This is a genomic window from Thermosipho affectus (assembly GCF_001990485.1).
Lineage (GTDB): Bacteria > Thermotogota > Thermotogae > Thermotogales > Fervidobacteriaceae > Thermosipho > Thermosipho affectus.
Map to the genome: position 1 here is coordinate 34,486 of NZ_LBFC01000007.1, position 12,982 is coordinate 47,467.

At 32.2% G+C, this 12,982-nt stretch carries 12 protein-coding genes; 9 read left to right on the plus strand and 3 right to left on the minus strand.

Annotation, left to right across the window (positions count from 1 at the left end; translation table 11 throughout):
- Window positions 1-10 precede the first annotated feature (10 nt).
- Genes XJ44_RS02645 through XJ44_RS02655 form a run of 3 tightly spaced genes read right to left on the minus strand, consistent with a single transcriptional unit; the run spans window position 11 to window position 3,161 of the window.
- A complete protein-coding gene (locus XJ44_RS02645) occupies window positions 11-1,210 on the minus strand; it encodes an adenylosuccinate synthase (RefSeq protein WP_077197968.1) in 1,200 nt (399 codons plus the stop codon).
- 15 nt (window positions 1,211-1,225) lie between these two features.
- Window positions 1,226-2,485 (minus strand): hypothetical protein, encoded by a 1,260-nt coding sequence (locus tag XJ44_RS02650; RefSeq protein WP_077197969.1) that lies wholly within the window; start codon window positions 2,483-2,485, stop codon window positions 1,226-1,228.
- 1 nt (window position 2,486) lies between these two features.
- On the minus strand, window positions 2,487-3,161 hold the full coding sequence (locus XJ44_RS02655; protein WP_077197970.1) for a metal-dependent hydrolase: 675 nt from the start codon (window positions 3,159-3,161) through the stop codon (window positions 2,487-2,489).
- Window positions 3,162-3,273: 112 nt separating this feature from the next.
- Here XJ44_RS02655 and XJ44_RS02660 point away from each other — a divergent pair, with 112 nt between their 5' ends.
- The 9 genes from XJ44_RS02660 (at window position 3,274) to XJ44_RS02700 (ending at window position 12,971) form a co-directional block, all read left to right on the plus strand.
- A complete protein-coding gene (locus XJ44_RS02660) occupies window positions 3,274-4,641 on the plus strand; it encodes a GlmL-related ornithine degradation protein (protein ID WP_077197971.1) in 1,368 nt (455 codons plus the stop codon).
- 3 nt (window positions 4,642-4,644) lie between these two features.
- Complete coding sequence (locus XJ44_RS02665; RefSeq protein ID WP_075665520.1) at window positions 4,645-5,232, plus strand: NUDIX domain-containing protein; 588 nt, start codon at window positions 4,645-4,647, stop codon at window positions 5,230-5,232.
- Window positions 5,187-6,011, plus strand: coding sequence for a 4-(cytidine 5'-diphospho)-2-C-methyl-D-erythritol kinase (ispE, locus tag XJ44_RS02670; protein WP_077197972.1), 825 nt, complete (start codon window positions 5,187-5,189; stop codon window positions 6,009-6,011). Before XJ44_RS02665 ends, ispE begins: the two co-directional genes overlap by 46 nt.
- Window positions 5,992-8,343, plus strand: coding sequence for an ATP-binding protein (locus XJ44_RS02675; RefSeq protein WP_077197973.1), 2,352 nt, complete (start codon window positions 5,992-5,994; stop codon window positions 8,341-8,343). The genes ispE and XJ44_RS02675 overlap by 20 nt, the downstream gene beginning before the upstream one ends.
- Before the next feature lie 4 nt (window positions 8,344-8,347).
- On the plus strand, window positions 8,348-9,346 hold the full coding sequence (trpS, locus tag XJ44_RS02680) for a tryptophan--tRNA ligase (protein WP_077197974.1): 999 nt from the start codon (window positions 8,348-8,350) through the stop codon (window positions 9,344-9,346).
- A gap of 4 nt (window positions 9,347-9,350) precedes the next feature.
- Window positions 9,351-10,133, plus strand: coding sequence for a mechanosensitive ion channel family protein (locus tag XJ44_RS02685; protein ID WP_077197975.1), 783 nt, complete (start codon window positions 9,351-9,353; stop codon window positions 10,131-10,133).
- Window positions 10,134-10,207: 74 nt separating this feature from the next.
- Window positions 10,208-12,193 (plus strand): methyl-accepting chemotaxis protein, encoded by a 1,986-nt coding sequence (locus XJ44_RS02690; RefSeq protein ID WP_077197976.1) that lies wholly within the window; start codon window positions 10,208-10,210, stop codon window positions 12,191-12,193.
- Window positions 12,194-12,282: 89 nt separating this feature from the next.
- Complete coding sequence (gene flgM / locus XJ44_RS02695; RefSeq protein ID WP_077197977.1) at window positions 12,283-12,534, plus strand: flagellar biosynthesis anti-sigma factor FlgM; 252 nt, start codon at window positions 12,283-12,285, stop codon at window positions 12,532-12,534.
- A gap of 2 nt (window positions 12,535-12,536) precedes the next feature.
- The gene (locus XJ44_RS02700; RefSeq protein ID WP_077197978.1) at window positions 12,537-12,971 is read left to right on the plus strand and encodes a hypothetical protein; all 435 of its coding nucleotides are present in this window, start codon (window positions 12,537-12,539) and stop codon (window positions 12,969-12,971) included.
- The last annotated feature ends 11 nt before the right edge of the window (window positions 12,972-12,982 follow it).

Consider the following 12,982-nt stretch of genomic DNA (forward strand, 5'->3'; position numbering starts at 1 on the left):
TTATCCCTCCTTATAATTCCACTATTTGCTCAACTTTTGGACCTACTGAAATATAACTAATCTTTCTTTCCAATTCCTTTTCCAAGAAATTTACAAAATCCAAAAATTCTTGTGAATCATGGGTTTTCCATCCCTTAAAATATTCATATATAGGTCTTGCCCTATCAAGAAGTGACATACTTTCTACTTTTGTTATTTTTTCTCCATCTACGTCGTATCCTACACAAACTGGTATTTTTTCAAAACCATTTAAGATATCACTCTTTGTCATAACTAATTCAGTAGCACCAGAAACCTTAATCGCGTATTTCATTAAAGGAATATCCAACCATCCACATCTTCTAGGTCTCCCCGTTGTCGCACCAAACTCATGTCCCATTCTTCTAAGATGTTCTCCTTCTTCACCAAGTGCTTCACTTGGAAATGGTCCATTCCCTACCCTAGTAAGGTATGCCTTGAAAACACCTAGAAATTTGTTCACTTTGACGGGATATCCAACTCCACTTTGAATACCTGTTGTGTTACAATTTGTTCCTGTAGCAAATGGATAAGTTCCAACATCCACATCTAATAAAACCCCTTGTGTACTTTCAAATAAAATCTTATTGTTTTCAATTAAGTCTATTATTTTTCCATGTGGAACAACAAACTTTTTAATACTTTCATAAGCCTTTAAAATACCATCATACCTATCTATTTCTATTCCATACATTTCTTTGTAAAAGTTTGACAAAAAATCCCACTTATCTACAAAGTTGTATTCAAAATCTGCAATTCTCAAACCTATTCTGTGCACTTTATCCGCATATGCAGGTCCTATACCTTTTTTCGTTGTCCCAACTGCACTTTTTCCTTTTATCTCTTCTATTTTTTTATCCAATAACTTGTGATGTGGTAAGACTACATGTGTCAAATCAGAAATATACAATTTTGGTTCTTTTCCATTTTTCTCTTTATATTCTTCAATTTCTTTCACAAGTTGTTCAATATCAAGTACCACACCATTTGAAATAATTGCACCAACATCGTATTTTAAGTGTATTGATGGAAGTAAATGATGTATCATTTTAAAATTTTCATATTCCACAGTATGTCCCGCGTTACTTCCTCCACTATACCTTACAACAAAATCATAACCTTTTGAAAAAAAAGTCGTCACCTTTCCCTTTCCTTCATCCCCCCACTGCAAACCAAAAAGCACACTTTTCAAATTAATTCACCTCACTTAAAAGTTTTCTATGCTCGAAAATTTATCACTCTTTGTGTTTTCTATATTTGACAGTCTTTTAAATACCTTTGATCTTATAAGCTCAAGTTTTTTTATACTAGTATTAAAAATCTTAGCGATTGAATACATTTCCATATTTAAATTAACCACGATATTTTCCTTACCATGAAAATACATCCCCCTTTTCAAAGAAAGCATTTCTATATTTGAATGAGTCACTACAACTCTTGAAAAATCACTTGCATTAAAACTTTGAGATGAGAGAGAAAAAATATCCATATTAGTTAATCCTTCCGCCATAAAAGTGTTGTTGTTTAACTTGTTAATAATTACCTTTCTTGTGTTTGCAATATTTAAATTAGTAATCGTAGAATTTTCCAATACCAACAATCCTACATGTTCTACATTTAACCTGTCTACTGTTGAATCCTTAATAACCACTAAATTTGTTTTGCTTAAATTTAATATTGGTAAATTTATGTCTTTTAGAAAAACCAATTTTCCACCATTTGATGAAACTTCACCTTTATACTCCCTTCCTTCAAGATAAAATGTTCCATTTTCTTCAACTTCAAATTTCAAGTTTCCCGTAAACTTAACATTCTTTGGAACATACACTGTACCCTTTACAACTATATTTCCAACACCTATAGTTTTTAATTCAACGTTCTTCTCAAGAAGCAAAACAGATTTTTCCGGAACAAGAATTTTTCCCACAATCTTGTAAGGAGATTTTGAACTCAAAAGTATATTCTTATCAAATATTCCAGATATAGGAGTTTTTGAATCAAGCGGTGTAATATTTTCTACACTGGGAGGAATGTAGATAAAATTTCCTACATTTCCCGCATCATCCATACCACAGACAACCATGGGATTAACATCATACCTCTTAACCGTTTTTTCAAGTTTTCTTTCAAAAAAATTCAATCTACTATTATAATCTACTTCATATACCGGAGTTTTAAATATTACAAGGTTTGGATCTCTTATTGAAAAATTCACTAAAGTAGGAGGAACCGTATCAACTATGATCTTAAACAAGAATTCTTGATAACTTCCCACCAATCTCAACGAGTGTGCCCCATCCTCAAAATCAAGCCCACTAATCCTATTTTCGGTTATTGGAATTCCATCAAAAAAACCTAGTAGTCCCTCAAATTCAATATAAACATCTTCTTTTCCTATATACCGAGGGATGCTTAACGAAAACATACTCAAAGATATAAATAAAATGACTAGTATCGTTTTTTTCACATTATACCTCCAAACTTTCCCCTGGTCTTAATACTACACAATTTACATTTAATTTCTCAACTTCCAATTTAAATCTATCCACATCAGCTTTTATCACATCCCAGGTGTTATAATGCATAGGTATTACCATCTTTGGTTGTATAAACTCTACAGCTTTTACGGCATCATCTACATCCATAACAAAATTTCCACCAATTGGCAAAAGTGCAATATCCACACCCTTTAAAAGTTCCATATCCTTAGTAAGCCCTGTATCTCCCGCATGGTATATAGATTTCTCACCATATATTACAAATCCACCCGGATTACCCCCATATATGATGTCATGCCCTTCTATTATTCCAGAACCGTGAAGTGCAGGAGTCATCTTTAACTTTCCAAATTCAAAATTTGTTGCCCCTCCAATATGCATTGGATGTACTTTTTTCACACCTTTTGATTGTAGATAACTACATATTTCAAAATTTGAAATAACTGTGGCATTGAATTCTTCGGAAAGCTCTACAGTATCACCTATATGATCCCCATGTCCGTGAGTTACTAATATATAATCAATCTTTGGTAACGAAAAATTTTTTGGAAAAGATGGATTCCCTGTAATAAATGGATCAATTAAAATATTCTTCTTATTAGTTTCCAACAAAAAAACCGCATGACCCAAAAAGGTGACTCTCATATTTTCGCCCTCCTTTTTACTCTTCAACATTTAAAATTATACTCTAAAATAACTTTAAGTTGCAAGAGATTTTTTATTAATTTCGTGATAAAATCAATTAGGGGGTGAAAAAGTGAAGTTAGATCTACTTTTTGCCGAAATAGGATCAACAACAACAGTGGTTACGGCATTTCACAATTTAGACGGTAATGTAAAAATTGTAGGACAAGGTGAACACTGGACAACTGTCAATGAAGGTGATGTAACAATAGGTATTGAAAGGGCAATTGGAAAATTAAAAGAAAAAATCGGTGAAAAAAAACTAACTTGGGATAAATTTGCAGCATCTAGCAGTGCTGCAGGGGGATTGAAAATGACTGTACACGGTCTTGTGTATGACATGACCGTGCGTGCCGCACGAGAAGCTGCATTAGGTGCAGGCGCAGTTATTAAATACATTACGGCGGGAAAAATGGATGACTTTCACATACAAAAAATTAAAGAAATCCAACCAAAACTCATACTTCTTGCAGGTGGTGTAGATTACGGTGAAAAGGAAACGGTGATCCACAATGCAAAAGTTCTATCAAAATTGGATTTAGATATCCCAATAATTTACGCGGGGAATGTTGCAGTTGCAGAACAGGTGGAATATATACTTAAGAATTCTGGAAAAACTGTTTTTATTACGGAAAATGTATATCCAAAAATTGACCAACTCAATGTAGAACCTACAAGGAATATAATAAAGGAAATATTCGCCCAACACATCACCAAAGCCCCGGGAATGGAAAAAATATATGAAATTGTAGATTACAATATCCACACAACACCTGGTGCTGTTATGAGAACTACCCAACTTCTTTCTGAAATTTACGAAGATGTCCTTACCATAGATATTGGTGGCGCAACAACCGATGTAGATTCAGTAACAGAGGGAAGTAACGAAATACAGGAATTAATGATAGCACCAGAACCAAAGGCAAAACGCACTGTAGAAGGTGATTTAGGCTTATTCGTAAACGCGCACAATGTAATCAACCTTATAGGCGAAGAAAATTTAAGACTTGAATTTCCAAATTTGTCCGAATTAAAAACAAGAATATCTCCATATCCAAAAACAGATGAAGATGAAAAATTTATCGCAAAACTTGCACTGTATTGTTTTCAACAAGGCATCAGAAGACACGTGGGAATTAAAAAACATATATACACACCACTTGGAAGAAAAGTCATAGCCGAAGGAAAAGATTTAACAGCTATTAAGTATTTATTTGGTACAGGTGGATTTTTAAGCCGCTCAAAATATGCACCACAAGTTTTAAAGTCTATAAATAATCTCTCTAAGTTACATCCGATGGATCTTTTACCACAAAATAAAGTAAAGATATTTAGGGATAAATATTATATATTTGCAGCTATCGGTGTAATATCTACGGAAATAGATAAAGACTTTGGAAAGAAGATCCTAGAAAAAGATATAGAAGAGATTGGAGGTTAAACAATGTATGAAAATGAAAAAGTATTAGTTATCCCAACCAAAGAAGTAGAGAAATTATGTAACAAAAAAACAGGTCTAATTAAAGTCCCAGAATATGATATAATTTCAATAATAAAAGAATATGGTAAATTCGTAGATAGAAATACTGCAGAAAACGATGAAACAATTAGACAAGTAATTCCATATATAATTTTAATGGAAAACAACAAATTTCTCCTCTTTAAAAGAACTACTGCCCAAGGGGAAAAAAGATTACACAATAAAGTTACAATAGGTGTTGGAGGACATATAAATACAGAAGACTCTGTAGAACCTATTGAGGCATTAAAAAAAGGAATGATAAGGGAAATAAACGAAGAAGTTGATGTTGAAATCAAAAATATAGAGTATCTAGGATTAATCAATGTAACTGACAATCCGGTAAGCAGAGTACACGTAGGACTTTGCTATATTGCAAATGTTAAGTATTTTGGTTTAAAGGAAAAGGAAAAATTCATTGAAATATTTTCAGATAATCCAGGCAGATATTTTGAGGAGATGGAAGGATGGAGCAAAGTAGTGGTGCAATCGTTAGATCATATGCAAAAATAAATCTCTTCCTTGATGTCATAAAAAAACGCAGTGATGGATACCATGAGATTTTATCTCTATTTCAAAATATATCCCTTTATGATCGCTTAATAATAACAAAAATCGATAGAGGACTTGAAATAAAATCAAATGTTGATATAGAAAACAATATATTGTACAAAACTTGGGATATTTTTTGCTCAAAATTTAAAGAACCAGAATTTGGCCTTAGAATAACTCTCGAAAAAAATATCCCCATGCAAGCAGGATTAGGTGGTGGAAGCTCAAACGCAGCGGCTTTGTTGTTTTATTTATCTGATCAAATGGGAATTCACAAAAAACAGATATTAAACATAGCCTCAGAAATAGGAAGTGATGTTCCATTTTTTCTTTTTGGCGGAACGGCTATAGTAAAAGGGAAAGGCGAAATAATTGAACCTTTAGATCCATTAACTGGTTATAAAGTGAATATAATTACATCCAACGGTATTTCCACAAAAAAAGCATATCAAAGCTTAAATCCCACTTTATTTGGTAAGGCGCCATGTTCACCATACATACTTTATGAAGCGTATAAAAATAGAAATATAACCGAAATAAAAAGATGTACATACAATATATTCGAAAAAATAGTGACGAAAGCCAATAAAGAAATTTCACAAAATCTAAAAAAACTAAAAAAAACTTCTTTAATATCTGCACTAACAGGTAGTGGTAGTGCAGTATACGGTATCTCATTTAAAGAAGGTGAATTTAAATTTATTCCAAGGGGGATTGAATATGAAAAAGTTAAGCTATAAAGATTTAACTTTAAAAAATTCTGTATTCCCAAGAGTAAATTCTTCGAAAAATATAAGCCCATGCGAAACATTTATTGGACGAGAAGATGCATTTAAAGCTATGCAATTTGGTCTTTCTATGAAACAAAAGGGATATAATATATTCATAGTAGGTCCAAGTGGCACTGGAAGGAAATCTTTTGCCATTTCATTTGCAAAAAAATTTTCCAAGAAAAAGAAAAATTACCACGATTTGGTCTATACCATTGATTTAGATGAAGCGTACGCTGCAAAAGCCATAATACTTCCACCAGGTGAAGGAAAGAAACTAAAGGAAAAGTTAGAAAACATCTCGGAAGACATATTCAAAAACATCCAAAAAACATTTGAAAGTGAAGAATACGAAGAAAAAAAGAAAGAGTTAGAAATGGAATATGAAGAAAAAAAAGAGCAAATTTTAAGTGAACTCTCCAAAAAAGCAGTAAGATTGGGATTTGTAGTAAAACTTACTCCCACGGGCATCGTTTATGCTCCCCAAATGGATGGAAAACCATTATCCCCAGAACAATTTGAACAACTACCTGAAGATATAAAAAGAAATTACGAAGAAAACGCAAAAAAACTGGACCACTTAATCTCAGGAGTGATATATCAATTAAGAAAAATCGACACTGAGTATAGAGAAAAATTCAACGATTTGGACAAATATGCAACTTTATTCTCCATTGATTCACTCTTTGAAGAACTTAAAGAAGAATTCAAATACTCTGAAAAACTTTTAAATCACTTTGAAAAATTGAAAAATCATATAGTGAAACAAAGCGTTAAAATCAAAAACTTTGAAGAATGGAAGGGATATATAAAACACATCCTAACCGTAAACTTAATTGTGGACAACTCAAATTTAAGCAGTGCTCCTGTTGTTTTCGAAAATAATCCCACTTATCCAAACTTATTTGGTAAAGTAGAATACATATCAAAATCCGGAGTGTTATACACAGATTTTTCAATGATTAGGAGTGGTGCTATTCACAGGGCAAATGGTGGGTATTTAATTCTAAATGCCGAAGATATACTTAAATTTCCATACGTTTGGGATAAGTTGAAAAAAACACTAATTTCCCAAAAAATTACCATTGAAAATATAGATAGTGCGTATGGAATAAACCCTACAATAACATTAAAACCTGAACCAATTAATTTAGACTTAAAGGTAATAATAATTGGAACACCAGAGTTATATTACATACTCTACGAATATGATGAGGATTTTAAAAAATTATTTAAGGTTAAAGTTGAGTTTGATTGGGAAATGAACGCAACAAAAGAAAATATAAAACAATATTATTCTTTCATATCAAGCGTAGTTGAAAATAACGAACTTAACCCTTTAAATTCAAAAGCTTTAAAAAGGGTAATATGGTATTCAATGAGACTTTCGGAAAACAAAGATAAACTTTCCATGAAAATGGGAGAAATATCAAGCCTCATAATAGAATCGGATTACTATTCAAAACTACGGAATGCAGATACAATAACAGAAGAAGATATCCTCAATGCAATAAAAAATAGGGAAAATAGAGTTCGATTGATCATGGATAAATATGATGAAGCACTCAAAAAATACGAAATAATGATAGAAACCCAAGGAAAAGTTGTGGGGCAAATAAACGGACTTACAGTAAGTCACTTTGGAGATTTTTCATTTGGTATGCCTGTAAAAATAACCGCCAAAGCATATGTGGGAAATACCGGAATAATCGATATTCAAAGGGAATCAGATTTAAGTGGTAATATACACAGCAAAGCGGTATTAACTCTAATGGGGTACTTAGGTAGTAAATATGCAACTGAATTTTCATTATCACTTGGAATATCTATAAGTTTTGAACAAGTATACGGTGTAGTTGAAGGAGATAGCGCCTCTCTTGCGGAAACTATAGCCATAATATCTGCAATATCTAATATTCCAATTAAACAATCTATAGCAGTAACCGGATCAATTAACCAACACGGTGTAGTCCAACCTATAGGTGGTGCTATAGAAAAAATCGAAGGATTTTATAGATTATGTAAACATAGGGGACTTGATGGTACCCATGGGGTAATAATTCCAATGGCAAATGTAAGAAATCTAATATTAAAAGATGAAATATTGGAAGACGTAAAAAATGGACTTTTCAACATTTGGGCTGTATCTAATGTTGATGAAGCAATTAAAATTTTAATGGATAAACCTGCCGGAAAACTAAACGAAAAAGGTAGATATCCAAAAGGTTCCGTTAATTACTATGTTAGCGAAAAATTAAGAAAAATCCATGAACATCTAGAAGGAAAAAAGAGCAGGAGGTAATACAATGAGAATACTAAGTGGTATGAGACCAACTGGAAAATTACACATTGGCCATCTTTTTGGTGCACTCCAATCATGGGTTAACCTTCAAAAAGAACATGAATCCTTTTATTTTGTAGCAGATTGGCATGCATTAACTACCCATTACAACGATACTGATGAAATAATTAAAAATTCCATTGAACTTGTCAAATCCTACCTTGCAGTGGGAATTGATCCAAACAAATCCACAATATTTATACAATCGGAAATAAAAGAACACGCAGAATTGACACTATTATTTTCGATGTTTGTTCCCGTTTCACGACTTGAAAGGGTTCCAACTTACAAAGAAATCAAGCAACAACTAAAAGATAGAGATTTATCAAATGCAGGATTTTTAATCTATCCAGTTTTGCAGGCTTCAGATATACTCATTTACATGGCAGAAGGTGTACCTGTTGGTGAAGATCAAGTCTATCACATAGAACTTACAAGAGAAATTGCAAGAAAATTTAATTACCTTTATAAAGAAGTCTTTCCAGAACCAAAACCAATACTTTCAAAGGTCCCAAAACTACTTGGCACAGATGGCAGGAAGATGAGTAAAAGCTATGGAAATACCATACCTCTAATTACAAATGAAAATACACTCAAAAAGATGGTAATGCCCATGATCACAGATCCCGCAAGAAAAAGAAGAACAGATCCGGGAAATCCAGAAAAATGTCCCGTATGGGATTATCACAAAGCCTTTGGAATTAACAGTGAAGATGAAGCTTGGGTAAAAGACGGTTGTACAAATGCAAAAATTGGATGTGTAGATTGTAAAAAATTGCTACTAAAAAATATGAAAGAAAAATTGGAACCCATCTGGGAAAAATACAACTTGCTAACAGATAATTATGTTAAAGATGTCATCGTAGATGGAAATAAAAAAGCAAAAAAGATCGCACAAGAAACCATGGAAAAAGTAAGAAGTGCTATGAACCTTGATTATTCTTTTTTGAAAGGCACAAGGTGATTCTATGAATACTTGGCTTCAAAATTATTGGGATAAAAGTTTGCTTTCAATTATTACAATTATAATATCGTATATTTTGTATAAATATCTGATAAAATTAATATACAAATCAATAAAAGCGTTTGGTAAGGAAATCAAAGCCCCAAAAACTGTTCAATTTTTTATCGGAATAATCATCGCAGTTTTTGCAATTTTGATAATTCTAAGCATTTTTGATATTGATCTATTACCATACATTACAGGACTTGGAATCTCAGGAATAATTGTAGGTCTTGCACTTCAAGAACCACTCACAAATTTTATCTCTGGAATACTTGTTATGACCACTCGAAAATTATTCGAAGGTGAAGTAGTAGACATAAATGGAATAACTGGAATAGTTGACGAGATAAAAATAAACCACAGTTATTTAAAAACCTTTGATGGAAAATTGGTGTTACTTCCAAATAAAAGCGTTTGGAGTGGAACTGTAACTAAATACTGGCCCTCTACGGTAAGACGTGTAAATATGGATGTTGGAGTATCATACGGTAGTAACCTCGAAGTAGCGCTTAAACTGATTAAAAAAGCAATAGATGAAGAACCACTCGTTGTAAAGGAAAATGTAAATAACTTTATAGCCTTCAAACAATTTGGAACAAGTTCCATAGATTTTACAGTATACTTTTGGGTTGAAAGAAATTCCTACTTTGAAGCAATAAATGCCCTTGCAATAAGAATAAAGCAAATATTCGATGAAAATAAAATAGAAATTCCATTTACACAGATAGACGTTCATATGAAATAACTTTTTTAAATTCACAAACTTTATGGTAAAATTATTATGTTAATCAAAGATAACAATTGCAGGAGGTGGGCTTTATGTTTAAAAATCTTTCAATTAAATCAAAGTTGTGGTTGCTTATTATTCTTTCTTCTGTGATACCTTTAGTCGTTGTTTCAACTTTTGCAATCTTTCATGCTTTTCAATTGGGAAAGGATATGGGAAACAATGCACTACTAGCCATTGCCCGAAATGGTTCAAGTAATTTAGACAATTTTCTAAGTGGTTATATAAATCTCATTGATTTTCTCTCAACAGATGCAAATGTAGTAGGCGCATATGAAAACAAGCATGATGAAAGAACATGGATGCTTAAAACATTTGAAAATATAAAAAACAAATACAAAGACATAATCTTTGTTTATCTTGGGCTTTCAAATAAAAAATTCCTTATTATCCCCGAAAGTGATCTGCCACCTGACTATGATCCAACTGCAAGACCATGGTACAAAGATGCTGTAAAAAACAAAGGTAAAGTAATAATAACAGAACCATATAACGACGCTTCAACAGGAGACATAGTTATCACAGTTGCAAAGACAGTGGAATTAAATGGGAAAATAACAGGTGTTGTTGCTTTAGATTTTAAAGCATCAGAACTTACAAAAAAATTACTGTCTGCTAAACTTGGAAAAGGTGGTTATTCATATCTACTTTCCCCAACGGGAAAAACACTTTTACACTCCGATGAAAGTAAAATTGGCGAGGATGTATCAAACTTTGATTGGTTTAAAAAGATGAAAGACAAAAAGGAAGGAATAATTGAATACGAATATAAAGGTGTTAAAAGGGTAGTTGCATTTTCCAAAACAAACAATGGCTGGATTTTTGCATCTGCAGCACTAAAAAGTGAAGTAAATGACCATGCAACAAAAACTATGATATCTCTTTTTACCATTTCTTTAATTGCAATCGTATTTGCATTCTTATTTGGTACATTTACGGGAAATTCCATTGTTAAACCCCTTAGAAGCCTTGTAACAATCATAGAAAAAATCGGTCAAGGTGATTTAACTATGCGTTCCAATATCAAGTCTAATGATGAAATCGGACGTATTGCAACTGAACTAAACGAAACTCTAGATAATCTTTCTAGCTTAATCTCTCAAGTCGACCAAAATGCCATAAAATTAAATGAAACTTCTGAAAAACTTTCAAGACTTTCAGAAGAACAAGAAGCAGAAGTACAATCCTTTACTCAAAACATCGAAGAAATCAATTATGAAATTCAAAATGCTTCTTCTGCTATCGAAGAAACAACAAGTGGTGTTGAAGAGGTTGCAGCAAGTGCTCAAAACGTCTCCAAAACTTCTCAAGACCTTACCGAAAAGGCAAATGAGGTATCCAACGCAGCAAAGATTAGTGAAAAAGCATTGGATACAATAAACCAAATAATAAACAATATAAAGGAAAAATCATTATCTATGTCTGAAAAAGTAGATGACCTTGCAAATAATGCTACAAATATTGGTGAAATTGTTGAAACTATCTCAAGTATAGCAGAACAAACAAACTTACTTGCACTTAACGCTGCAATTGAAGCTGCAAGGGCTGGTGAAGCAGGTAAAGGGTTTGCCGTGGTTGCAGATGAAATAAGAAAACTTGCAGAAGAAAGTAAAATGGCAACTGATAAAATAACTTCCATATTGAAAAACATTCAAACAGGTTCTGAAAACGTAAGAAATGAAACAAATGATATGGTGGAAATTGTAACAAACGCAAGTAAAGAAAGTGAAAGCGCAACACTAAATCTTAGAGGAATATTAGGTCAAATTTCCGATATTTCCGGTATGATAGAAAATCTTGCCGCAATAGCCCAAGAGCAAAGTGCTGCAGCTGAAGAAATGGCAAGCGCAATGGATGTTGCAAGTAGAAATGTAACAAGTGTTGCAGAAAAAATGGATATGGTTGTTAACAGTGCAAAAATGCAACTTGAAAAAACCACTGAAGTCAAACTTGAAGGTGATAAACTTTCTGAAATTTCTCAACAACTCTACAATGAAGTACAAAAGTTTAAATTATAAAATAAATTCAAAATTCAAATCCTCCGCACAATGCGGAGGATTTTTAATTTTCCCCATTTTTTCCGATAATTATTAAGGAGGTGTTTAAAATGGATATCAAAAAAATAGGAGGATATGGATATATTCAAGGAATTAAAAGGGAACATATAGAAAAAATAAATAGAGAGAAGTTTAAACAATCAGATTTTTCCTCAGCACTTGAGATAAAAAAACTGTTAGAAGATTCAAAAAAATTACCAGAAGTAAGAGAAAAATTGGTTTTAGAATTAAAAGAAGCTATTAAAAACGGGACTTTTAAAATTGATGCCGAGAAAATTGCAAAATCTATTTTGGGAGGATAAAAATGAAAGAAACAATAAAAAAACAAACAGAATTAATTGAAAAAATTACCTCTTCATTTAAAAGCGCACAAACTGCGCTTATAAAAAAAGAAATACAAGATTTATCCAAGAACATAGCAATGGTTGAAGAATATTCCCTAGAATTTGAAAAATTAGAAGAATTATTATTAAAAGAACTCAATAATCTAGGATACTCTTCTATAACAAATTATATTAATTCAACAAATGATAAAGAGATGTCCATTTTACTTGCCACATTTATGGAAAAACTAAATGAACTTTCCATAGTTATGTCAAACTTTAAAGAAATGCTGGATTTTGAAAATAATTACTTTGATTTTGTCAAATCGTTATTTTCAAATACATCTCAAACATCTACGTATTCGAAGACTGGATACGAAAAAGTAAACTCTAGTTTTTTTAACAAATCATACTAGGGAGTGATTGA

Coding starts and splice junctions, on each gene's coding strand:
- XJ44_RS02655 (WP_077197970.1), bottom strand. CDS start 3,161: ATGAGAGTCACCTTTTTGGGTCATGCGGTTTTTTTGTTGGAAACTAAT.
- XJ44_RS02665 (WP_075665520.1), top strand. CDS start 4,645: ATGTATGAAAATGAAAAAGTATTAGTTATCCCAACCAAAGAAGTAGAG.
- ispE (WP_077197972.1), top strand. CDS start 5,187: ATGGAGCAAAGTAGTGGTGCAATCGTTAGATCATATGCAAAAATAAAT.
- XJ44_RS02675 (WP_077197973.1), top strand. CDS start 5,992: ATGAAAAAGTTAAGCTATAAAGATTTAACTTTAAAAAATTCTGTATTC.
- trpS (WP_077197974.1), top strand. CDS start 8,348: ATGAGAATACTAAGTGGTATGAGACCAACTGGAAAATTACACATTGGC.
- XJ44_RS02685 (WP_077197975.1), top strand. CDS start 9,351: ATGAATACTTGGCTTCAAAATTATTGGGATAAAAGTTTGCTTTCAATT.
- XJ44_RS02690 (WP_077197976.1), top strand. CDS start 10,208: ATGTTTAAAAATCTTTCAATTAAATCAAAGTTGTGGTTGCTTATTATT.
- flgM (WP_077197977.1), top strand. CDS start 12,283: ATGGATATCAAAAAAATAGGAGGATATGGATATATTCAAGGAATTAAA.
- XJ44_RS02700 (WP_077197978.1), top strand. CDS start 12,537: ATGAAAGAAACAATAAAAAAACAAACAGAATTAATTGAAAAAATTACC.